This is a genomic window from Sphingobacterium multivorum (assembly GCF_039511225.1).
Classification (GTDB): Bacteria; Bacteroidota; Bacteroidia; order Sphingobacteriales; family Sphingobacteriaceae; genus Sphingobacterium.
Window position 1 is genome coordinate 2,332,541 of record NZ_CP154261.1, and the last position, 23,095, is coordinate 2,355,635.

The 23,095-nt window shown below is 41.8% G+C and carries 17 protein-coding genes and 1 tRNA gene; 3 read left to right on the forward strand and 15 right to left on the reverse strand.

What is annotated here, in order from left to right; all coding sequences use genetic code 11:
• Positions 1-236: 236 nt before the first annotated feature.
• The 6 genes from AAH582_RS09455 to AAH582_RS09480 all read right to left on the reverse strand — a co-directional run bounded on the left by AAH582_RS09455 (position 237) and on the right by AAH582_RS09480 (position 10,562).
• On the reverse strand, positions 237-830 hold the full coding sequence (locus AAH582_RS09455; protein WP_343321928.1) for an RNA polymerase sigma factor: 594 nt from the start codon (positions 828-830) through the stop codon (positions 237-239).
• A 200-nt stretch (positions 831-1,030) separates the two neighbouring features.
• Positions 1,031-2,521 carry an arylsulfatase gene (locus AAH582_RS09460; protein ID WP_343321929.1) on the reverse strand — a complete coding sequence of 497 codons (1,491 nt, stop codon included), beginning with the start codon at positions 2,519-2,521 and terminating at the stop codon, positions 1,031-1,033.
• Positions 2,518-4,041, reverse strand: a complete 1,524-nt coding sequence (locus tag AAH582_RS09465; protein ID WP_343321930.1) for a sulfatase-like hydrolase/transferase — start codon at positions 4,039-4,041, stop codon at positions 2,518-2,520. Before AAH582_RS09465 ends, AAH582_RS09460 begins: the two co-directional genes overlap by 4 nt.
• Positions 4,042-4,096: 55 nt before the next feature.
• Positions 4,097-5,752, reverse strand: coding sequence for a RagB/SusD family nutrient uptake outer membrane protein (locus AAH582_RS09470; RefSeq protein ID WP_343321931.1), 1,656 nt, complete (start codon positions 5,750-5,752; stop codon positions 4,097-4,099).
• 17 nt (positions 5,753-5,769) lie between these two features.
• A complete protein-coding gene (locus AAH582_RS09475; RefSeq protein WP_343321932.1) occupies positions 5,770-9,198 on the reverse strand; it encodes a SusC/RagA family TonB-linked outer membrane protein in 3,429 nt (1,142 codons plus the stop codon).
• Between the two features lie 185 nt (positions 9,199-9,383).
• Positions 9,384-10,562 (reverse strand): FecR family protein, encoded by a 1,179-nt coding sequence (locus AAH582_RS09480; protein WP_343321933.1) that lies wholly within the window; start codon positions 10,560-10,562, stop codon positions 9,384-9,386.
• A 373-nt stretch (positions 10,563-10,935) separates the two neighbouring features.
• Between AAH582_RS09480 and AAH582_RS09485 the strand changes: the two genes are divergently transcribed.
• On the forward strand, positions 10,936-11,361 hold the full coding sequence (locus tag AAH582_RS09485) for a hypothetical protein (protein WP_343321934.1): 426 nt from the start codon (positions 10,936-10,938) through the stop codon (positions 11,359-11,361).
• On the opposite strand, the gene AAH582_RS09490 is transcribed toward AAH582_RS09485, so the two are convergent.
• From AAH582_RS09490 to AAH582_RS09525, 8 genes are all read right to left on the reverse strand, one after another.
• Entirely contained in the window at positions 11,342-12,214 is an 873-nt protein-coding gene (locus tag AAH582_RS09490) for an EamA family transporter (protein WP_343321935.1), read from the reverse strand. The two genes, AAH582_RS09485 and AAH582_RS09490, sit on opposite strands and share 20 nt — an antisense overlap.
• Positions 12,201-13,019 carry an alpha/beta hydrolase gene (locus AAH582_RS09495; protein WP_343321936.1) on the reverse strand — a complete coding sequence of 273 codons (819 nt, stop codon included), beginning with the start codon at positions 13,017-13,019 and terminating at the stop codon, positions 12,201-12,203. Before AAH582_RS09495 ends, AAH582_RS09490 begins: the two co-directional genes overlap by 14 nt.
• Before the next feature lie 78 nt (positions 13,020-13,097).
• Positions 13,098-13,670 carry a Crp/Fnr family transcriptional regulator gene (locus AAH582_RS09500; protein WP_343321937.1) on the reverse strand — a complete coding sequence of 191 codons (573 nt, stop codon included), beginning with the start codon at positions 13,668-13,670 and terminating at the stop codon, positions 13,098-13,100.
• Between the two features lie 111 nt (positions 13,671-13,781).
• Positions 13,782-14,558 (reverse strand): hypothetical protein, encoded by a 777-nt coding sequence (locus AAH582_RS09505; RefSeq protein ID WP_343321938.1) that lies wholly within the window; start codon positions 14,556-14,558, stop codon positions 13,782-13,784.
• 178 nt (positions 14,559-14,736) lie between these two features.
• Positions 14,737-14,809: transfer RNA gene (locus AAH582_RS09510), tRNA-Lys, on the reverse strand.
• Positions 14,810-14,950: 141 nt separating this feature from the next.
• Positions 14,951-15,229 carry a lipopolysaccharide assembly protein LapA domain-containing protein gene (locus AAH582_RS09515; RefSeq protein WP_046675869.1) on the reverse strand — a complete coding sequence of 93 codons (279 nt, stop codon included), beginning with the start codon at positions 15,227-15,229 and terminating at the stop codon, positions 14,951-14,953.
• A 55-nt stretch (positions 15,230-15,284) separates the two neighbouring features.
• Complete coding sequence (locus tag AAH582_RS09520) at positions 15,285-18,137, reverse strand: heavy metal translocating P-type ATPase (protein WP_343321939.1); 2,853 nt, start codon at positions 18,135-18,137, stop codon at positions 15,285-15,287.
• A 252-nt stretch (positions 18,138-18,389) separates the two neighbouring features.
• On the reverse strand, positions 18,390-18,623 hold the full coding sequence (locus AAH582_RS09525) for a hypothetical protein (protein ID WP_343321940.1): 234 nt from the start codon (positions 18,621-18,623) through the stop codon (positions 18,390-18,392).
• A gap of 269 nt (positions 18,624-18,892) precedes the next feature.
• Here AAH582_RS09525 and fbp point away from each other — a divergent pair, with 269 nt between their 5' ends.
• Together fbp and AAH582_RS09535 are read left to right on the forward strand one after the other, a co-directional pair.
• On the forward strand, positions 18,893-19,903 hold the full coding sequence (gene fbp / locus AAH582_RS09530) for a class 1 fructose-bisphosphatase (RefSeq protein ID WP_046675871.1): 1,011 nt from the start codon (positions 18,893-18,895) through the stop codon (positions 19,901-19,903).
• A gap of 114 nt (positions 19,904-20,017) precedes the next feature.
• Positions 20,018-21,457 carry a L,D-transpeptidase family protein gene (locus AAH582_RS09535; RefSeq protein ID WP_343321941.1) on the forward strand — a complete coding sequence of 480 codons (1,440 nt, stop codon included), beginning with the start codon at positions 20,018-20,020 and terminating at the stop codon, positions 21,455-21,457.
• Between the two features lie 42 nt (positions 21,458-21,499).
• On the opposite strand, the gene AAH582_RS09540 is transcribed toward AAH582_RS09535, so the two are convergent.
• A complete protein-coding gene (locus AAH582_RS09540; protein ID WP_343321942.1) occupies positions 21,500-23,032 on the reverse strand; it encodes a DUF3943 domain-containing protein in 1,533 nt (510 codons plus the stop codon).
• Positions 23,033-23,095: the final 63 nt, after the last annotated feature.

Genomic DNA, 23,095 nt, shown 5'->3' on the forward strand with positions numbered 1-23,095 from the left:
AGGTATTTATAAAAGCTTAGCAGGTCGCCCGACCGAATGCTAAGCTTTTTTTTGTTTCTAGTTTTTTAAATTATTGCTTTCTTAGTTTACTGATAAACAGCTGTTTGTATTTTTTTAAACCGTTCCAACGTTGGACGGGAAGTATTGCCTGAAGGTGGTTAACCTTGGAAAGTATACCGTGTGAATAGCCTATTGATCTATCTAGGGGTCGGATGCGGGAAATTGAAGGGAGTTAATTATCCTTTGAAGGCATACCATGCAGATAGCATAAGAACACTGAGGTATTCAAATTTTTTAGATTTGAACCTTTCTTTTAATGCGTATAATGCCTTAGACCTTGCATAATAGACGGTCGATGCGGTTGTGTTTAATGTTTCACAAATTTCTTCGGTATTCAAGCCTTCCAAAAAGCTGAGCTTGAAGATCTGAGCCTGCTGTCTGGGGAGCAAATTTATTTCAGCAAGCAGCAATTCGGTGAGTTCCGTCCGGAATATTTTCTTGAGTACATCGTCTTCCGGAACCGACATATGCTGAAGAATATCGAGCTCCTCTTTCCGTATTTTGAATTGCGTCGTTCTTTGCATATCGATACAGGCATTTTTAGTAGCGATAAAAAGAAAGGCCTTCAGGCTTTCATAATTCTCTACCTTTTGTCGATTATTCCATAACTTAACAAAAACATCGGAGACAATTTCTTCGGCGTCGGTTTTGTTGCGGAGGTAGGAAAAGGCAAAATAGCGTAACGAATGACCAAAATGATCCATAAAAAAGCATAAAGCCATTTCATCACCTTCTTTTAATGTATTGATGTATGATTCTATTTGCCGCATACTTGGTTATTGATCCTTTTACGTTGGCCTTCGGAACATGTTGTACTCCTCTATGTTCGATACGTCATTCAATAGGTACATTCACATTAGGACTCCAGCTGTGGATTGCTGTGCTAAATTACATAAAAAACTTGGGTTGTCATGATTCAATCCGGACAACCCAAGTTTTTTAAGATTAAAAAATGAAGAAAGAAATCGATTTATTTTTTAATCATCTTATTCGCTACAATTTCCCATTCCTGAATATGGGCAGGTCGGTGTTCATGCTGAACAATTTCATCAAAATGTCGCAGCATTTGCGGGTATTGTGCAGCTAAATCATTTTCTTCCCAAGGGTCTGTCGTTAAATCAAACAATTGCCATTTTGCTTTGGGGTTTTTCTTCAGATCGAGTTTGACGGCCTTCCAACGTCCTTCGCGTATGGCGAGCTGGCCGCCCTTTTCTGGATATTCGAAATAGAGGTATTGATGTTTCTGTTGATTCTTCTGACCCAGCCAGGTTGGAAGGAGGGAGAGCCCATTGCTGTGTCCGGGGCTTTGTTGAACCAGCTGTGCGAAGGTTGCCATGAGGTCATATTGGGCCGAGATAAGGTCCGTTTCAGCATTGGCTTTGATATGGTTTGGCCACCTGACAATTAACGGAACTTTGATACCACCTTCAAAAACATCCATTTTTAATCCCCTAAGTGAATCGACACTGCGGAAAAAGCGATAATCTATGCCCCCATTAAAACCAGTTCCGTTGTCACTGGAAAACAGAATAATGGTATTGTCATCTATTCCCAATGATTTGATATGTTTCATAATGGTACCGACTTGGTCATCCAGGTAGGTGATCATACCCGCATAGGTCGCTCTTGGATAGGGGGTAGCGGTATAGCCGTCCTGTCCGTAATACGGTTTGTCCTGGAAGAGGTCCTTATATTTATCTACATATTCCTGGGGAACTTGTAGTGATAAGTGCGGCAAAGTATAAGGAAGATATAAGAAAAAAGGTTTACTTCGGTTTTTGTCGATAAAAGCCAGCGCTTTCGCTGTCATTAGTTCAGGTGCATATTCCTTACCGTCAAACTGCTTGAAGTCCTCTGTCGTGGCCTTACTGGAATCTAAAGGAGTATGGACAAATTTTTCCTTATTTTGAAGGGGATATTTTGTTTCATTTTCCCAAAGATGAGTTGGGTAGTAATTGTGGGCCTGTTTTTGGTCCAGGTAGCCAAAAAAATAATCAAATCCCTGTTTGTTGGGGCTTCCGGTGGAATTACTCATCCCAAGTCCCCACTTTCCAATGGCTGCGGTCTGATAGCCGGCTTTTTTAAATAGATGAGCCATGGTATAGGTTCCTTCAGGAAGTGGCATCTGGCCAGCTTCGAGACTATCTGCAAAACCGCCCAATTCATAATTTCCACGAATATAGGATTGGCCACCATGCTTGCCCGTTAATAACATGCAACGGGCGGGGGCACAGACAGGCGTACTTGTATAGTGGTTTATAAAACGTAGACCTTCACGTGCCAGCTGCTGGATATGTGGTGTTTTGATCAATCGCTGTCCATAGGGCTCCGTTTCGGCATAACCTAAATCGTCCGCATAAAAAAATATAATATTGGGCAATTGATGCTGCTTTTTCTTTTGTTGTGCAAAAAGAGTCCCCCATCCGAGGAGGATGAGGGCGAGTCCAGCTTTTATTTTCATTTTTTACGTTCTCCTTCCAATAACTGCTTGAGTTCAGCGACCTTTTCTGGATATTTTGAAGCCACATTATTCTTTTCGCCGATATCATTTTTGAGATCGTATAACTGATCTTCCGGAAGACTTCCTGTTTCAGTATCGGTTAGTTTCATGTAGGGGGCACCTTTGCTGGGTGCAATATATTTCCATTCGTCCTTTACGATAGCCAGTGTCTGCGCATGCTGTACCATACTGCTACGTCCCTTATTATCTTGACCGGTTAAGGTTTTCAAGAGTGGGGCGCTGTCTTTTGCTTCATCTGCTTTTAGTGGAACATCCAATAATTGGGCACTTGTTGCCAAGAGATCTATTTGGCTGATCAAAGCATTGGAAACTTTCCCCTGTGCAACACCTTTGCCGCTCACGATAAAGGGCACGCGCGTTCCGCCTTCGAAGATGCTATATTTGCCACCGCGTAGTGGGCCTGCGGGTAGATGGCCATTTTGTTGGGCCACAGCTCCATCCATATAGCCGTCGTCGAGAACGGGCCCGTTGTCGCTGCTGAAAATTATAATCGTGTTTTTGTCAAGTCCCAAGAGCTGCAGCTGCTGTTGAATTTGTCCGACGGTCCAATCCAACTGCAGAATCGCATCGCCGCGGTAGCCGAGTTTGCTTTTCCCTTTAAATTGTGTTGCGGGCATACGTGGGACATGTGGTTCTGTTAAGCAGAAATAGAGAAAGAACGGTTTGTTTTGATGTTGGGAAATAAAGTCCTGGGCTTTGTGGAGAAATGTTGTGGAAACTTCTTCATCCACCCACCTGGCACGTGTTCCGCCGCTCATGTAACCGATTCTTCCGATGCCGTTGACGATAGTCTGATTGTGGCCCTGACCCGGTGAAGAATGCATTTTGAGCAGTTCGGGGTGTTCTTTGCCCGTAGGATCATTACCAATTTTCTTTTCATAGTCCACCAGGATTGGATCATTGGCTTCTGCGGCCACAACTTGATCATTTTCAAGAAACACTGTTGGGACGCGATCTGCTGTTGCAGGAAAAATGAATGAATAGTCAAAGCCTACATCATTAGGCCCGGGTTTGATGGGTGCATTCCAGTCTTTTTGGACCTGATTTCCGAGTCCCATATGCCATTTGCCAACAATGGCAGTAGCATAGCCGGCATGTTTAAATACCTTGGGTAATGTAATTTTATCCGTAGGAACGATTAGTTTGGCATCGCCGGGCAGAATGCCTGTCCCTTCCTGGCGCCATGGATACGTCCCGGTCATCAATGCAAAACGGGAAGGGGTACAAGTTGCCGATGTACTATGTGCATTGGTAAATCGAACGCCGTTCCGGGCGAGCTTATCCAGGTTGGGTGTCTCGATTTGTTTGGCACCATAGCTACTTAAATCACCGAAACCAAGATCATCCGCATAAATATAGATGACATTCGGTTTACTCGCCTTTTGGGCAAAACTAACGGTGGGTAGCGTAACAAAAAGGCTCGCGGAGAGTAATAACGTTAGGCATAGTGGCTTCTTCATATACGTTGAATTTTGTTTAAAGGGTATCGTTTGACAATTGACGATACCCAAGGTACTATTTTAAATTTGGATTGATATTAATTTCATTCTGTGGAATTGGCCAATGTTCATCTTGGCCAGCTCGGAAGGACTTGCTGGTTACGTACCAGCGGTTATACGGGTCTTTACTTCCACCGGATTTTATACGGAGATTTTTTGCGTTCGGGAATGGAGCGCCATAAAAATCACCTTTCAATACATCTTTTGCTATACCCCAGCGCAGCAGATCCCAGTAGCGAAGGCCTTCCAGTGCAAGTTCGACACGTCTTTCGTTACGTAAGGTCGAACGCAGTGCGCTGCTGCTTTGGACGGTTATGGCTGGCATATTAACGCTGTTTCTTTTTCTGACAGCGTTGATGGTTTTGTCCAGTAGGTCGCTGGTAATAGGATCACCATTTTCGAGTTTGGCTTCAAAGTAACTCAGGAGGACTTCGGCGTAGCGTATAATAGGAACATCGGCTCCAGAGTTTTGTAAGTTTCCACTAAAGCCTTCGTCGTTGAACTTGCGCAATCCGTAGCCCGTGCGTGTTGCCTGTTTTGTTGTTGTCAATTGATCAATAGACAATGTGGAATCTGGATGTGAGGTGTATTTTAAATTTTTAAAGCGGTCTCCATTTGTTATCACCGTGAAGGCTAAACGCGGATCCCGGTTTTTGCTGATGTCTTGCGCATTATAGCGCGGATCATCGTACGAAAATGCCGTTCCATCGGTGAAACCATAGCTTTCTACAAGGCTACCAAGCGGGCAATGGAGATGCCACCCCCCAGCGACTGCGGGAAAATTGTGTTGGAACATACCGTTTCCAGCGAGATCAACAAGATACTGCGTGGCAAAAATAATCTCTTTGCTCGTTTCGTTGGTTCCATTAAATAAGCCTGAATAGTTGGGATCAATGCTATTTTCATTGGCATTGATGATCTGCTCATAGCTTTTGATCGCGTCGGCGTAGGCTTTTTCGGCCAGTTGGATGCGTCCCAGGAAAGCGAGGGCTGCCTGTTTGCTTGCGCGGCCCCGTTCTGCGGCAGTCAATTTGCCATAACTCGGTAAGTCGTTTGCCGCTTCCTGTAATTCACGTTCAACAAAAGTAACCAATTCCTGTTTTTTTGCTTTGGATACCTGATTCGCCTCATTGGGTGTTAAGGTTTTGGTCACCAAGGGAGCGTCACCCCAGTATTGAGAGAGGTAGAAATATTGACAGGCACGTATAAAGCGCGCTTCTGCCTTGAAACGAGCGAGTAGTTCAGCTGAAATCGGCGTCTTATCAATATTTTCAAGGAAATAATTTGCACGGGCGATTTTCTTATAGGTATACTGCCAATAATTGTCTAAGTTGCCGTTATTGCTCGTTAATGTTCCATCGGATAGCTTGTTGAAAACCGAATTATCACCACGTCTATCGTAGGCATTGTCCGAAGCAAACTCCAGATAAAGTAGCCCGTTATAGGACCACCAGTCTGTGGGGCTGAATTCGGCGAGGGAGTTCATTTGGATTTCTGCTTTGTATAATCCTGTCAGCGCTGATTGCGCATTTGTTTCACTGGTCCAAAAAGTCTCGTTTGCAAATTTATCAAGCGGATTGGTTTCCAGCTGTTTTTTGCAGCTGATGCTCAGGCTTGATGCAAGAAGAATGCATAGGGCCAATTTTATATGTCTGTGTGTGATGTGTATCATGGTTTTTTATCGATCGGTTAAAAACTAAGGTTAACCCCAAATGTAAAATTGCGCATAATAGGGTAGTAGGCGCCGCTTGAATTGATTTCCGGATCCCAGCCTTTTCTATAGTTGCTTTTGGTAAATAGGTTTTCGGCGTTTGCATAGATCCGCAGGCTTGACAATTTCCATTTTGCAAGGATGTTCTTGGGAATGGCATAGCCTAATTGTATATTTTTGAGGCGTAAGTAGCTCGCATCCAAAAGCCAGTAGTCTGACAGCAGTGTATTGGGAGTACCTGTGTTTGGCAACTGTTCAATTCTTGGATATATGGCATTTCTATCGGGATTGGCTACTGTCCATCTTCCATCAGCTTGCCAGCGTTGGATATTGCCGTTTTGTGTCAACGCAAATCCAGCATAATTGTCCAATAAGCCTTTAACACCGCTTACACCTTGAAGAAGTATTCCTAAGTCAAACCCTTTGTAGCTCATCCCGATATTCATCCCATAGGTGTATTTGGGGATACGTGATCCGATCACAGTTCGGTCATATGTGGCATCTACTTTTCCATCAGGTATGCCGTCGGGGCCACTAATATCCTTGTATCGGATATCGCCTGGCTGTGGCTTTGGGTTGATGCTGGTTTGATTAGCCCAGCTTGCAATATCAGCAGCATCGATAAATAGGCCATCGGCTTGGTAGCCATAGTAAGCCTGTATGGGGTAACCGATAAATAAGGTGGAACCATTTCCAACTAAGCCATTCGGTTGATTGATATTGCCGACACCCAAATCGACGACCCTATTTTTGACCGTAGAGAAGTTTAGATTCACATTATACGAAAATTCGTTCAACTTCTTTTGATGTCCTAAGGTGAATTCCCAGCCACTATTTCGAAGTTTTCCAGAATTCTGTACGCCTACTTCAAACCCCAAAACTTTGGAAACACTAGAACCTGGGCTCACCAAAATATCGTAAGTATATCGGTTATAATAGGTACTGCTGAATGTCAATAAATTTTTAAGTAAAGCCACTTCCAAACCAGCATCAGCCGTTCGGGTTGATTCCCAGCGTAGCGTAGGGTCAACAATGGTGGTTCTGGCGACCCCGGGAGAAATGGTGTTTCCAAAAGGGTAATTATAACCCGGATTTAAAACATCCTGGTATGGGTAGTTAGAGACAACACGCTGTTGTATATTACCGACAATATTTTGGTTTCCAAGTACCCCATAAGATCCTTTGATTTTCAATTCGTCGATCCAACTATAATGGTCCTTTATAAACGATTCTTCACTCAGCAACCAACCTACTGCAATCGAAGGGAAGGTCGCATATTTTTTATCGGTTGGAAAACGGGATGACCCATCGTATCGAACAACACCCTCGACAAGGTATTTCTTGGCATAATTATATTGTATGCGTGCAAATAATGATTCCAATGCCCACTCTGAGGCTGTCCCAGCGTTCTGTTGCCCATCTGGTGAACCTACATTTAACTCGGTAAGATCATTGCTGGGAAAATTCTGGCGGTAAGCGCTTAAACCTTCGCTGTAGCCTTTTTCGAAAGAATAACCACCTAATATTTTCAGGTTATGCGACCCGAAAGTCTTCGTGTAGTCTGCTAAAGCTTGAAAAGTTTTATAAGTGTCGTAGGGCGCACTTTGGTTCAGATTTGAGGGGCCCAGAATTATGGAATTGTTGATCCTTTGCGAAGCTCTGAAAAGTTTTGTACGGCCATTCGTCTGCGTATACCCGCCAATAGCGGATAAGGTCAGATCTGAAATCGGTTTCCAATCGAGCCTTGCGTTTCCCGATATATTGGATACTTTTTCTTTGTAGAAGGATTCGCTCTCCAGGAAAGATACGGGTGTCCCTTTCAGGTTATTTCCTGCACCCCAGTCACCGTTGCTCAACCGAATAGGGTATATGGCGGGATAGCGAATCACCTGAGAAATGATATCCGTCATGCGGGAGAAGTCGAGCGTTGCCGGTGCTGCCGGTTCGTCTGTTTCGGTCTGAATTGCCGCTACCCGCGTCGTTAATTTGAGCTTGTCATTGAGGTTTGATATGAGATTGAGGCGGACATTGTATTTGTCAAAATTGTTTTTGATGACAATACCTTTTTGATTCAGAAAACCAGCAGATAAGGTGTATTGTATTTTATCTGTGGTATTGGATATATTTAAATTGTGGCCTGTTTGCGTTGCTTGTGACTTAAATGAGCTTGCCATATAATTGGCATTGGGATAATTGTCAGGATCTGAGCCATCCTTAAATTTTTGGATTTCTTCGGCCGTATAACCACCGCCACCACTTGTGGTTTCGTTGAGTAAGGAAGCGTACTCCCAAGAGTTGACAAATTCGGGGAAGGCTGTTGGCTTTTGGATCCCATAATAACCATTGTAATTGACCGTTAATTTTCCGCCAGCTGCGCCTGTTTTTGTTGTTACTAGAATAACGCCGTTTGCGGCTCTAGCTCCATATATGGCTGCTGAGGAGGCGTCTTTCAATACCGATATCGAGGCAACATCATTTGGATCAATATCATTAAAGGAATTGGTGGGGATACCGTCAACTAAAATAAGTGCGTCGGTACTGGCGCCGAATGATCCCACACCACGAATCTGTATGGTATTGTTTGCTGCCCCGGGTTGGCCAGATCGCTGTATGACGGTCACGCCCGGCATTTGACCTGTGAGGGCCTGAGCAAGCTGGGGAACGGAGCGTTTGGCGAGTTGTTTCCCATCAACTTGGGAAACCGAACCGATTAGTTCTTTCTTTTTTGTCGTACCGTAGCCTACGACGACGACTTCCTCCAATGCGTCGATATGCTGGCTAAGTTCAATATTGAGGTAAAGCTGGTTGGCCAATGGGATTTCCTTGGTTTGGTAGCCGATCATTTTAATGACAAGTACGGCGTTATTATTTGCTTCAATCTGAAAGTTACCACTTGCATCTGTAGTAGTTGCCTTTGTCGAACCTTTTATCATAATTGTTGCACCTTGGAGCGCGGTTCCTTTGCTATCGTGAACATTTCCCTTGATGGTACGGTTTTGTTGCACTAAGACGTAATTGCTTGGAAGGTCATACGTTAGGTGGTTTGTTTTTAACTTCGTTACGACAAGCATATTATCCTGAAAACTCCAATCGACAGGTTGGCCTTTTAAGAGGATCGGTACAGCTTTTTCTAAAGGCATATTACGAACCTGCGCCTCAATTTTTAGTTCAGCAAGTTCTTTACCATTCAATAGAAAGGGGACGCCACTCTGTTTTTGGATGGTACGTAGTACCTGCACCAAAGACATTTTTTTGGCTTTAATCGTGATTGATTGTGCGTAGCTGGCTGCAGACAGCTTAACAACACATGCAAGAGTAAAAAATGCGCTCAGCTTCATTTTGGTCTTCCATTGCTTGGGAATGTTCACAGCAATTCGATTTCTATGAACAAGAAATTTAAAATTCATAAATTTGTTGAATTAGGGATATAATCTATTGTTAAACTGATTGGGTAAATCGGTCAAAAATGGAGATCGCTATTATGGCCGATTAATGTTCGTAGCATTGGTCGGCTTTTTTTAGTATCTCGTTTTGTCTCCTTAGGTTGGTTTTCTCATAATTGTTGTTTTAGGGTTATTTCATGGATAATTGGTTAGTTTGAAACAAATAGTTTCCGGATGCCATTTTCTTGGATCAACTCAAATTTAATATGGCTACGTTCCAAAATTTTTAGGACTGCCGATAGACTTTTCGTACGTTGAATTTCGCCATATAATAGTGTTTCTTTTATCGGTTGCGTGTAGATGATTTGCAGGTCATACCATTGACCGATCAGTTGTAGGGCAGTATGAAGGTCCGTTTCATTAAAATAGAATTTATTGTCGAGCCACGCGATGTAATTAGCGGGATCGACCACTTTTTTGGATAGTTGACCCGAAGCTAAGAGCGCTTGCTGGTTGGGTCTGAGCTGTAACGTTTGCCCTTGCGCCGATAGATTGATACTTCCCTCCACAAGCGTGGTAGTACTTTGGGATTTCGAATAGGTGTTTACGTTGAATTCTGTACCGGTGACTTCGATGAGCTGTCCATTGGAAACGACCTGAAATGGAACCTTTTTATTTTTTGTAATTTTGAAATAGGCTTCACCGTCAACTTCAACAACACGTTTGTTTTTTGCAAAATGAAGCGGGTATTTGAGTGTTGTTTTCGCATTGAGTGTAATTTCCGAGCCATCTTCCAATTGCAGTTTCAGCATTGTGCCGGCGGGGGTATTGACTGTAGCCATCAGATCTTCTTTTAAAGATTCGCTTTGTAGAACAGTACCGTCTTCGTAGGTCAATTTATCTCCTGAAACAAGGGCTCCTTTCTGACTGGATAACTGGAGTACTTTTCCATTCGAAAGTCGTATTTCAGCGTTGTTGTTCTGTGCTTCTACATCATTTAAGACCATTCGATTGCTGATCGATGTAGCCTGTTTTTTTACCACCATGAAATACATCAAACCACCTAAAATTAGGCTTATTAAAGCTGCAGCGTAGGGTAGCAAACGCTTTAGGTTTCTTATAGGAGATGGTTTAATGGCGGAGCTCCGAATGGTCTCTAGGGTCTTTGTCTTTAACCTTTCGTTCCAATCCATTGTATCTGAGGCCTGAAGTAGGCTCCATTGATTTAAATCATTGATAAAATCATCGCGATCTAAAAGGTCTTCAAAAAAAATACGGTGTTCTGCTGATTCATCCAACCATAACTTTAAATCGGTCTTTTCATCGGGAGATAAGTTGTCGCCAATGTACTTTATGATTAGTTGTTTGATGTCATCAGTCAATCTCATGGTGTATAATTTTAGATAGATACGTAACAGGAAGGATAAACCTTAGTAAAAAATGAAAAAATATTCAGGTGTAGCATGCCGACAAATATTAATCTCCATCCGTCCAATATCGTCAGGACCACGTCCAATAGTGCTTTGGCATTTATCTTTCAAGGATTAATTTGCATCTTTAAAAAGATTCTTGTTTTTACTTAAAGCTTGATAGTTACAGGGATTTATCAGCTGTAACTTGTAAAAGGCCGGCGTTGAAATCAGTTTTGGGATTGCCGCTCTCCGTAGGAACTGGTCGAAATGTATTAAGGAAAAATAGGAGGGAACGGGGGAGTTCAGACCTGTTTGCCGCTTTGTTTGTTTACTTTAAATTATTGTGCTGATGAAAAGGAAACTAAGTTTTATTTTCCTGCGAATAATAGGGTTTAGTGTGTCGACGACCTTTGTCCTTACAGCGATACTTCAGGCAAATAATGAGGCGGCAAAAAGGGCACGTTGCTACATGCCCTTTTTTACAGAATTGTTGCTTTCATTCGTGACACTCTGTATTGCGATTGGTACGATATCTATTTTTCTAAATTTAAATAAGCAATTCAGAAGCAGTAGGCTTGCACGGGCACTATCCTTTGTTTTATTGCCCGCGGCTATTAGCCTATTGTTTTCGTCCTTTCTGATCCAAACTGGTGGAGCATCCAATATATTTGAAATGCTCCACATGGCTGCAACCATAGTTCCGGTATGGGGGCTGATCTTATGGCAATATAATAGATTTAATCATTGGCTGGCTACTACGGCTTACCAACATTAATAATAATGACAGCCATTAAAATCAGGAGTATGCCAAACCATTGGAATCCTGAAACAACTTCCTGTAGAACCAACATGGCAGATAAGGTTGAAACGGGGATTTCCAGACTTGAAATAATATTTCCCATCGCTATTCCAGTTTTCGGGATTCCCTTTGTAAACAATAAAGGCGGTAGGATCGTTCCAAAAATGGCAATCAGTAATCCACAGGGGATTGCATTAACTTGCATATACCGAATAATATCCATGTTCCAAAATGCGACGATGAGCAGCAGTCCGCCTAAGACCAAGAATTGGCTTCGTACCGAACTCGGTAACTCTTTCTCCACTGTGCTTGAAGCATAAATCGCCAGCGCATAACTTATTCCCGCTCCTAAACCCAGTATTATTCCTCTGTAATCAAGCGCATTATTGTTTTGGAATAGATTGGTTGCTAAGGTCGTTCCGAGCAGAACAATAATAACTCCTGTTATCTTGCCTTTTGACGGAAACTTTTTCAACAGTACTGCTTCTGCAACCAAACTTATCCAAATGGATTGCATCAGTAAAATAATTCCAACAGATACCGGGATATATTGGATGGAGAGATAGTAAAGTGTTGTTGTTAAACCAAGGGAAATGCCCCAGACCATCAGTTTAATTTTTGATGAAAATTTGATGGCGTTATGTTCTTTTGCATTAGGCTTTGATAACAGATTAAAGGACAACAAAAAGAGAAAACCAAACATAAACTGCAGAAAGGTCAACAGACTTGTGTGTATCCCTAAATGGTTTGCATATTTCACGATCGTTGCGAGGAGTCCATAGCTGCAAGCGCCTGCAGCAACATAGAGTGTCGATTTATAGTCCTTCATGTTGAAAGTAGTTTTGAAATAAAGCCAACTGTTGTGATAGTGATTTGCTCCAATAAGCAGTATCGTGTCCACCTTTTGATTCGATGTAAAGATGCTCGATGTTTTTGTTGGTCAGATGCTTGTGGAATGTCCGGTTCATTTCCAGCATTTGCAGGTCTTCAGTTCCACAATCGAGGATATAGCGTTGTTTATTGTGCTTCATTTTATCTTCGTTGCTGTAGATGCGGTCTACATCGTTCAGATTTTTGAAATCGCCCAATACCTTGTCTACCTGATATTGCTGGTAGGCTTGTCCAAAGCGGTCGAAATCAAGTGCGCCGCATGAACTTCCGACGATCGAAAATGTTTGTGGGTAGGCTATGCCGATGTGCAATGCTCCGTAGCCACCCATACTCCAGCCCAGTATTCCGCGCGCATTTCGGTTTTGTTGCGTCGGGTAGTGATGATCGATGTAATTGACTAGCTCATTTCCGATAAAGGTGCTGTACTGTGAATGTGGATCGATGGGGCTATCTACGTACCAAGAATTGAAGTTGCCATTTGGGAGCACATAAATAGTCTGAAATGTTTTTGCTTTTTGGATTAAGTCGGGAATATCTCCTTGCACTGTGCGGGTGGGGTTGCCGCTATAACCGTGGAGTATATAAACTGTTTTATAATTGATCCCGTCTTGCATGTCGGGTGTAATTATGACAGTTTCAATGTTTTTGTTCATTTTGGCACTATGGATTTGCGTCTTAATAATTTGCTGTGCCGCCAATGGTAGGCTAAGGGCAGAAAATAGGAGGGTGTATACTGTTTTCATAGCTTATAAATTTTGTCTTTATATGGCAAAATTCAACAGTATAATCTTTAAAAACGTGTACAGATGTTGATGGAATTATTATTTTAATTCCTTACGGATACGGCTCAATTGCGTGGGTGTTACACCAAGATAGGAGGCAATATGATGCTGCTTGAGGCGTTTGAAAAGCACTTGATTCTGATGAAGTTCAAGGTAACGTTCCTTCGCAGATTCCCATTTCAGCTCGATTTCAAGTGGTTCTTTTTTGACCACCCAATTCTTTTCCAGGTAGGCTATCTGAAAGAGTGCTAAATCATGCTTTGTCCGGACAAGCTCACGGAAAGCCTTGGCAGAATACTGAATCAACTCAACATCTTCGAGTGCAACGATGTTGAACGCGCTCGGTGTTTCTGTGATGATGGCGGCGGTGGAAGCACAAAAGCTATTTTCTTCAAAAAACATTTTATAGATGGTATTACCATCAGCGTCTAATTTATAATAGCCTAATAATCCTTTGCAGATAAAATAATAGTACTTGGCATATTCTCCAGCACGTAGAATATGTTCATTTTTTTTGAACTGCTTCACCTGAAAGATAGTTTTCAAAATGTCTGTTGTTTCTGCACTGAGCGCAGCATAAGTATTCATTTCGAAGAGTAGTTTTTCTATCATCTGGGGCAATTGTTTTTGTACATGCTGGTCTATCTTATTAACAAAGTTAGTGAAATGACAGCTGCAATAGTGTCTTTACGGACTGTAACTTGGAAATTAATGATTTTTACACTAGTCTTTGATACAGTACTCTATTCCATTTAAACCGACGTATATTTCCTTATCGAGGTCACCGCGATAGCCAATAAACAGCGGATACTGCTGTTCACGTAGTGGATTATTGTAAAGTTTCTCGATATTCGCATACTTTGCTTTAACAACGATCTGATTGGTTTCGCTATTTTTTATTCCCTTCAGTAAAGTGTGTTCACTGGTAAAATCTAGATAGGGTATTTCTTTTCGTTTGGGTCGAAAAATCAATTTAACTCCTTCTTCAATTAACTCCTTATTTTTTATGCGAAATTCCTGAATGGATTGGTCTTCCGGAAATAGTTGTTTTCCGCTCTGGTTATCTTTGATGTGTTGAAAGAGTGTTTTTTGATCTATACTGTCGCTATGATAAACAGTCGAATTTTTGTAGAGATAAATTGTTGTTTCACCTGTTTTAAAATCGGCACCATTGTATTTATATACTCGTGCACCCTTTTTATCGATACGGTAGCGTTCGCCATTGAATAGTACCCAGGCATAGTCTTTTGTTCCATATTTAACGATCTCGGGATTATTCACATGGAAAAGTTGGAAATTGTAATCAGCCTCGAATAATTCTGCTTTTTCAAAAAATGCCTTTATCTTAACGTTTAGTGATTTGTCACAGTAGCCATATAAGCCGTTCTGCATGAGTGTCGGAATTAAATCAGGATACGCCAAATCTGATGAAGCTAATTTATCTTGGGCCGGAGTAGGTATACTTAAAAAGGTTAAAAGAAGTAAAATAAAATTTTTCATCCGTTGTGCTATTTAATGTGCCTAACAAAGCTATTAAATTAGCTCTGTAAAAAAATCAATGGAAATAGTGATTTTTAATATTGCTGAGCCTCGAAAGGATCGAACCCGGCCGAACTTTTTTTGGATCCTAATAGCTTTAAAACAAAAAAAGCTAATCTTGCGATTAGCTTTTCTTTTGTGATCCCGCTGGGATTCGAACCCAGGACCCATACATTAAAAGTGTATTGCTCTACCAGCTGAGCTACGGAATCTTACTTCTTTGTTTTAGAACTAACGTTCCTTGTTTGAAGTGATGCAAAGATAGGGTTAATCCCTATTCCACGCAAGTATTTATGCCATAAAAATGCGCTACAGCTGTTTAGGGCTTCATTTTTAGTGGTTTATTTTTTCTTTTAGGAGAGGAATTCTCGATCTTCATCCGATAATTGAGGTTTTTTGTGATCGTTTTCTTCTTCCGATTCGTCTATTTCCTCCTGTTCGTGTACCTGCTGTTTCTTTTTTCCGGTTTTTAGCAGCGATACAAAGACAATTCCGGCAATAAAAAATGTCAATAGTAGCTTCCATAGTGCCACTTGTGATTCCCCGAGAAAATTGAGCTGAACCGATTGCGGATTCTTGACACAGACAACTGTGATGATAACCGTAATTAAGATTAAAAAGATATTACGCATGTTACTGTAAGCTATATGTCGTTATTGTAGCAGCGAATATAGGGAATATCTGTTTTTAATCGATATCGATCTTTGCACGATTTAAGCGTAAAGAATTCAAAATAACCGAAACGGAACTAAAACTCATTGCGGCAGCTGCTATCATGGGTGACAGGAGAATTCCGAAAGATGGATATAGCAGTCCGGCTGCCAATGGAATACCGAGTATATTATAGACAAAAGCAAAACCCAGGTTTTCCTTAATGTTACGAAGCAATTTATGACTCAGTACTTTTGCTTTGGCAATTCCAGTAAGATCTCCTTTCAACAAAGTCAAAGAAGCACTTTGTATGGCAACGTCGGTACCCGTACCCATGGCAATGCCGATATCGGCTTGAGCAAGGGCAGGGGCATCATTGATACCATCACCGGCCATCGCGACCACATGACCTTGTTGCTGTAATGTATGAATCTCTTGCAACTTATCTTTGGGCAAGGCATTGGCTTTGAAATGCTTGATGCCGACTTGATCCGCCACAGCCTTTGCCGTATGGACATTATCTCCAGTCAGCATGACTACATCGACTTGATGTTTTTGGAGGTATTGAATTGCCTGCTTCGATGAAGCCTTGATTTGATCTGAAATACTAAAATAGCCCAATAAGGTTTGATCTTTTGCGAGGAAAGACACCGTTTTTCCATTGGACTGAGCGGTTTCAGCCATCTGCTTCATATCGTGTGGAACTGCTATACCGATAGACTCCATCAATAATTGATTGCCAAGTGCTATACTGTTTCCGTTTATGTTTCCTTTGATTCCTTGTCCCGCTACGTTTTCGAAATCGGAAACTTTATTTTCTGTTTTACTGTTTTCTTTTTTTGCTCTTTCAATAATAGCATGACCTAAAGGATGTGTGCTATTGGTATTTAAAGCGGCAGCCAAAGACAATATTTCGTCTTTGCTACTGGAGGAGTTTGGTTGAATATCATCGACGGTGGGTTTTCCTTCGGTGATGGTACCTGTTTTGTCTGTTAGTACCATATCGACCTGGTTCATTTTTTCCAGCGCACTTGCATCTTTGATCAGGATGCCATGTTTGGCTCCTTTGCCGACACCAACCATGACGGACATCGGTGTAGCGAGCCCCAAGGCACAGGGGCAGGCAACAATTAGTACGGCAAGTGCATTGGCAAAGCCGAACGCTAAGGAAGCAGAAGGAACCCAGAGCCACCAGGTAAGAAATGTCAAAATTGCAATGATAATGACAATCGGAACAAATACCTCGGATACTTTATCTGTTAACCGTTGAATGGGTGCCTTGCTTCTGCTGGCATCATTAACAAGTTGAATAATCTGAGCCAAGAGTGTGTCCGAACCAATACGCTCTGCTTTCATGAGGAAACTGCGGTCGCCATTGATGGTTCCTGAACTGACATGATCGCCTTCCTGCTTTTCTACTGGAATAGGTTCACCCGTCAGCATGGATTCATCGATGCTGCTGTTGCCATCCGTAATTTGTCCGTCGACTGGAATTTTATCACCGGGTTTTACTTTGAGTATATCACCAAGTTGAATTTGATCTATGCCTATTTTTTTATCGATTCCATTTTCCACGCGCGTAGCTTCGGAAGGACTCAGCTTGATCAGTTCTTTGATCGCTGAATTGGTTTTGGAATGTGCTTTAGCCTCCATCACCTGGCCTAACAATACCAGCGTTAGAATGACGGTAACGGACTCGAAGTAAAGCGCAATGTAGCCATGGTGATTTTTTAATTCGTCAGGAAAGATCTGCGGAAAAAATAGACCTACCAAACTATAGACAAACGCAGCTCCAGCACCAAGTGCAATCAGGCTAAACATATTAAGGCGCCAGGTTTTGAAAGATACCCAGCCACGTTGAAAAAAAGACCAACAGGTGTAAAAAACAACCGGTAAAGATAAAACCAGTTGTATCCATCCCGACCAGCTGGGCGGAATGATTTTACCGATCGGGTTGCCCGGAAGCATTTCACCCATGGAAAGTATAAATATGGGGACAGTAAATAGGATAGAGACCCATAATTTCATACGAAGATTACGATAGGTATGATCGTCGTCCGCATTATTACCATTGGCTATAGGCACAAGGTCCATACCACATATGGGGCAATTTCCGGGATGGTCTTGTACAATCTCAGGATGCATTGGGCAAGTATATTGAAGGTCTGTCTTTAACATGGGGACCTTTTCCAGGTTCATGCCGCATACGGGGCAGTTTCCGGGTTCGCCGTAAAGCTTGTCGCCTTCACAATGCATTGGGCAATAGTATTTATCCGCAGACGGATTACTATGTGCTTTGTCGGCTGGGGATGCTGTCTTAGGCTGATGTGTAGTATTATGATCGTTGTGGACGCGACTATGGGGTGTAGGAACTGCTGTACTTGATTGAATAGGCGGATTATGTTGATGTTCCTGATCGCTGTGCGAGACTGAATCGTGTTTTACCAAATGCATGCCACATACGGGGCAGCTTCCTGGTGAATCATAAAGCTTATCGCCTTCACAATGCATCGGACAATAGTATTTATCCGCAGACGGATTACCATGTGCTTTGTCGGGCGTAGCTAATGTTTGTGACTGATGCATTGTCGCATTTGACTGAGCGGAATGGTTGTGTTGCTGTTCGCTATGGATAGGCGGAACTTCCATGGATTGATCGGAGGGAACCTCGGAAGTATGCTGATGTGCTTCGCCGATTTGATATGGCCCCAATTTGGATATTATTTCCTGTAATTGCTGTAACGGAATGTGTTTCTGGGATGTTATTGTGATGCTTGGCGGGTTTAAAGTCACCTCGGCATGAACCCCAGGTAACTCGTTCAATGCATGTTCGATTGTTGTTTTACATCCATCACAGGACATTCCTGAAAGTGTATAGCGGTGTTGCATAGCGTTGTCTTTGTTGCCTAAAGTTAAAAGTTATATCGAGGTGATTTTTACACTTTTACCGGGTTTTTTTGTAAAATTTCCCGTTGATAATATGCTTTCAATTTGCCCCCGTTTTCTAGGTCGAGCCAGCTTTATAGTCTTCGGGAGACGGAATGTGATGTGAAAAACATCGAAATCACGCTATGATAAACACAATCGAGCTATGTTTTGTTTGCTTGGGGGGAGGTATGGGATAGGGGAATTTCCCCTTGATTAGGCCAGTAGCATTACTTGGGGATGTTTGATCAATGTATTGATGGTTACCTGCTCTTTCAAAACTGCTTCGTGAAAAGGCGCTGGAATCATCAGTTTAAATGTTTTTTTTGTGGTTTTGACCATGAATAGGGCGCCGTGAACGACCTGTTTATCATCTATGATCAACGTGTGCTGTTTTACCAATTGGCTTCCCAATTTTTCCTTTTCGATGTGCTGTATAAGTTGTTGCATTGTATCAGAATATTTAGCCAAAATTACCAAATACTTAGCATTTATTGTTTTTTTTCTAATCGTCGCTCTTTGAAATTTATCCACTGCTTTCCACCTTTTATTATCTTTTTAATAGCTAATAATCGTTTTAGCAAAGAAGAGTTTTCAAAACTTAGCGCAATCGATTGCGTATTTAGTCTGCTAAAATGCTAAATATGAGCAGCATGTGTTTGCTAAAGTTTGTTTAACTTTTTTAGCTTTGTGCAACAAATATCCAATAAAACAATATTATGAGTGGTATAACTACACTAGGTCAATTTATCATTGAAAAACAGGCCGATTTTCCATATGCCAAAGGGGAACTTTCTAGACTCTTGCGCGATATTGGAATTGCGGCAAAAATTGTAAATAGAGAGGTAAATAAAGCGGGATTGGTTGATATTTTAGGCGATGCAGGACAGGTTAATGTGCAGGGCGAGGGACAAAAGAAACTGGATGTTTACGCTGATGAACAGTTTATCAAAGCACTTCAAAGTGGGGGCGAATGCTGTGTAGTTGCCTCAGAGGAGCATGAAAATCCAGTTTACATCCAATCAGGGGTTTCCAAAAATGCCAAATATATTGTGTGTATTGACCCCCTGGATGGCTCAAGCAATATTGATGTCAACGTATCTGTGGGGACTATTTTTTCCATTTATCGACGAATTTCTGATACGGGTGTTTCTTGTAATAGCAATGATATTTTACAACATGGAACGAAACAGGTCGCTGCAGGTTATGTGATCTATGGTAGTTCAACCATGTTGGTGTATACAACCGGAAAGGGCGTAAACGGATTCACATTGGATCCATCGATCGGCGAGTTTTGTTTATCCCATCCCGACATGAAAATTCCGGCTTCGGGCCAAATTTATTCAATTAACGAGGGAAATTATTCCAAATTTCCAAACGGCGTCAAGCAATATATCAAATATTGCCAAATGGAAGACAGTGCAACGCAACGCCCCTATGCGTCACGGTATATCGGCTCAATGGTCGCCGATATACACCGCAATCTCCTCAAAGGGGGCATTTTTCTTTATCCAACGACTTCTGCACACCCTAATGGGAAACTGAGATTGATGTATGAGTGCAATCCAATCGCTTTTATTATCGAGCAGGCCGGAGGTAAAGCTTCGAATGGATCTCAGCGTATACTAGATATTGAGCCAAAAACTTTGCACCAACGATCAGCAGCTTTTTTGGGCAATACCGATATGGTTGAATTGCTGGAAGATTTTCTGAAAAAATACAGTGATTGATTCTGTAGTGATTCAATGACAGGTAAGATTCTTTAGACCATAAGAATTATTTATCTTTGTCCCCAGAAAATGGCTTCATTATTGCGAAGCCATTTCTTTTTCACGATTTGTAATATGTTACGATTTTTAGTTTTTATTTCAGTAGTATTTTTTTCTTGTAAAGATAACCCTCCAACTTATGGCGATGTGCTGGCGAAGGAGTTTGAAAATAAGTCCTATAAGGATTTTGACACAGCTGCTTACGTAAAAGTCTTCCGTGACGTGTATGCTAAGGAAAAATCCCAATTGGTTAATTCGAGCTGGATGAAGGAATTATCGGATTCTACTGAAGGGATGACTTTAATTGCCGAACATCTCTTTGATGGTAGTATCGATACTATGATTACTTACTTCGAGCGAAGTGAAGAGCATGGTATTCGGACCAGTTATTTCCATACGGCTGCGATTAAGGAAACGTTGTTTTCGCTTCGAAAACTGAAGGGCAAAGATGTTGCCGAAGTTTATCCTTTATTGGCGAAGCTTGACTTATTGAGCACTGATGGACTCGTGGCTTATATCAGCAGTATCAAATATGGTGTGGTCAATCCCAAACGCCTTTATGGAAGGTATTTCGTTCCTCAAAAACGTATGAGCTATGGCAAAGTTGTCAACTTATTGGACAGCGTGAAAATCGGAAACGTCTTGGCCGATATACAGCCTAAAAATCAATATTATGCTAGATTTCAAGATTTGTTGGAAAATGGGAATCTAAACAGTGCACAACGAAGCCAGGTGTTAATGGTATTGGAAAAATTGCGCTGGATGGGGGATGCTTTTCCGGAGAAATATGTATTTGTGAACATACCTGAACAGCGTTTACATATCATGGAAGATGGGAAGACAAGCCAACTGATGAATGTGTGTGTGGGTGAAACAGACAATCCGGCATATACGCGGAAAGGTGAGAACCATGAGACGCCTGTGATGCAGGGGATGTTGGATGCCATGCAAGTTAATCCGGTATGGAATATTCCAAGCAGTATTGTTAAGAAAGAATTATTGGCAAGTGTTCGGAATAATCCAAACTATTTGGCGTCGCGCAATATGGTGGCTTATTACAAAGGTAAACAAGTGGATCCTACAACTGTCAATTGGAATTCGGATTCTGTGGAGAATTTTCGTTTCAAACAGAATCCCGGTTCGGATAATTCATTGGGGAATGTAAAGTTCCTGTTCGAGAATCCCTATTCTATTTATCTACATGATACGCCGGCAAAACAAATGTTTGGGCAAAGCAACCGGGCGGTCAGCCATGGTTGTGTGCGTGTAGAAAAACCTGTGGATTTGGCGTCTTATCTTGTCAATAATGAAAAACAGGCCGAAAAAATTGCGAAAGAAATTACGACAGATTCCATTTCAAAGTCTCGCTGGGTAACACTAAAACGGCAGATGCCAGTTTATATCACGTATTATACAACTTGGTTGGATGACGAAGGTAAAATTGTTACTTATCCGGATATATACGGGTACGACCCGCGTTTAAAGGAAGCGTTAAAGAAGTATTGGACAAATTGATGAGAAAGGCTTAACCAAATGCGTTAAGCCTTTTTTTTATAGCTAATATTCAGAGTTGTAGGCTAGGGCTATCCGGACAAAAGGATAGTCTTTGTTTACGTTGTTATGGTCTTGATAACGACCTTCCAATCTAAAGTAACCAGAGTAAAGGTTGACGCCAAAGTTCTTCCAGATACGCATTGAAGCACTCGTGGATGCCGTATGAAGAAAATGGTGGGATTTGTTACCACTGATTGTGACAAAATATCCACCACGATAATCTACACCAAATTTAAAGCGGTTCAATGTGCTCAATGTAGCCGAAGCCCTAACATCAGCTCCGGGTCCGTAATCGTATGTGCGGCTTTCACCAAAATGGAGGTAGGGATCGGGTACAGCGGCCAATACCACCGGACCACCACCAAGAATGGTTGTCAGCTTGGTATGGCTACCAATATTGAAGTTTGAAAAGACATTGTAATTGATGCTCTGGGATCCGTAATAAAAAGCTTCATTGCGCAGAAAGTCGAAATGTGCAGACACAATACCACGGTGGCGTCCTGTTAAATTGGAGAGAATACGGTTTCCATATAGCGAAGCATAGACATTGACCGCATTGACAATGGAACTATCATCTGATCCGAGTTCCAAATTGAGGAAGAAGTCATCAAAGGGTTTCTTTTTGTCTATATCATTGTTGGTGTAAATCAGTTTGATACGTGCATATACGTCATTCTTTCCTTTATTTAAGATGTCATGTTCTTTGGCATCAAACCGTCTTAGCCCCAATTCAACTTCGGTGTGCACTAAAGAACTGTCGATAACAGCTCCCTTGACCTTATCTCCCCAGCGCCCATCGAGCAGTCGGTTGAGTCCGTTTATCGGATTGATCAGCATGGCCAGTAGTTCTTTTTTATTACGTTGTCCTTTAGTTAGGCTTGGTCGTGAAAGAATATGATGCGATAGTCTATGGGTCATTTCACCTAAAATAGTACCCCCAAAGCTTGTGTTGATGATATCATTGATGGATGGGGGTTCGGTTTCACCTGCAGTTTCCCAGATATAGCTACCAGCTACGGTTGCAGCTGTTGATTGTAGAAAACTATAGTTGTTGGATCGGAAGGAATTGAAATAAAACTGACCGTGATAAGGGTGCGCCATTTGATTCGTTGCAAAAAGATTGTCGTCCCAGGTCCAGGCAGACAGTTTTAAATGGCTAAAGAAGTTTTTAAAGGAAATATGGGAAACAGGATCTTTTCGAATGAAGTAATTAACCGAGGCAGGAATAGCCTGGATGGAGAACCACTCAATTCCCGCCCTTAAGAAGTTCTTTTTTTGGTAATCAAATAGACTGTCTGTTTGTTTTACATTGATACGATGATTGTTCCATGGTTTTGGCTGCTCGCGGTGGAACAAGTGATTTTTTTCGACTGATGTCGCTCGAAATAGGCTATCTGAATTCATTAAAGAGTCTCTTGCTGGAAGGAGTGCTGCCTTACTTGGCCCTATATTCCCGAGCTGGACAAGCACCCAAAAGATAAATATAAAGAGACTATAGTGACGTTGGTTAATGCGTTGTTTGATCGAAATGAACATACTGTTTTGCGATAAAATTTGTAAAGAATAACAAATATAGGATAAAAGTGTTTGTGCGATTAG

Bases quoted from the DNA above. Each gene is read 5' to 3' on its own strand.
- AAH582_RS09490 (WP_343321935.1), bottom strand. From the start codon at position 12,214: ATGAAGGACTATAAATCGACACTCTATGTTGCTGCAGGCGCTTGCAGC.
- AAH582_RS09470 (WP_343321931.1), bottom strand. From the start codon at position 5,752: ATGATACACATCACACACAGACATATAAAATTGGCCCTATGCATTCTT.
- AAH582_RS09540 (WP_343321942.1), bottom strand. From the start codon at position 23,032: ATGTTCATTTCGATCAAACAACGCATTAACCAACGTCACTATAGTCTC.
- AAH582_RS09475 (WP_343321932.1), bottom strand. From the start codon at position 9,198: ATGAATTTTAAATTTCTTGTTCATAGAAATCGAATTGCTGTGAACATT.
- AAH582_RS09465 (WP_343321930.1), bottom strand. From the start codon at position 4,041: ATGAAGAAGCCACTATGCCTAACGTTATTACTCTCCGCGAGCCTTTTT.
- AAH582_RS09500 (WP_343321937.1), bottom strand. From the start codon at position 13,670: ATGATAGAAAAACTACTCTTCGAAATGAATACTTATGCTGCGCTCAGT.
- AAH582_RS09455 (WP_343321928.1), bottom strand. From the start codon at position 830: ATGCGGCAAATAGAATCATACATCAATACATTAAAAGAAGGTGATGAA.
- fbp (WP_046675871.1), top strand. From the start codon at position 18,893: ATGAGTGGTATAACTACACTAGGTCAATTTATCATTGAAAAACAGGCC.
- AAH582_RS09535 (WP_343321941.1), top strand. From the start codon at position 20,018: ATGTTACGATTTTTAGTTTTTATTTCAGTAGTATTTTTTTCTTGTAAA.
- AAH582_RS09525 (WP_343321940.1), bottom strand. From the start codon at position 18,623: ATGCAACAACTTATACAGCACATCGAAAAGGAAAAATTGGGAAGCCAA.
- AAH582_RS09485 (WP_343321934.1), top strand. From the start codon at position 10,936: ATGAAAAGGAAACTAAGTTTTATTTTCCTGCGAATAATAGGGTTTAGT.
- AAH582_RS09480 (WP_343321933.1), bottom strand. From the start codon at position 10,562: ATGAGATTGACTGATGACATCAAACAACTAATCATAAAGTACATTGGC.
- AAH582_RS09505 (WP_343321938.1), bottom strand. From the start codon at position 14,558: ATGAAAAATTTTATTTTACTTCTTTTAACCTTTTTAAGTATACCTACT.
- AAH582_RS09460 (WP_343321929.1), bottom strand. From the start codon at position 2,521: ATGAAAATAAAAGCTGGACTCGCCCTCATCCTCCTCGGATGGGGGACT.
- AAH582_RS09495 (WP_343321936.1), bottom strand. From the start codon at position 13,019: ATGAAAACAGTATACACCCTCCTATTTTCTGCCCTTAGCCTACCATTG.
- AAH582_RS09515 (WP_046675869.1), bottom strand. From the start codon at position 15,229: ATGCGTAATATCTTTTTAATCTTAATTACGGTTATCATCACAGTTGTC.
- AAH582_RS09520 (WP_343321939.1), bottom strand. From the start codon at position 18,137: ATGCAACACCGCTATACACTTTCAGGAATGTCCTGTGATGGATGTAAA.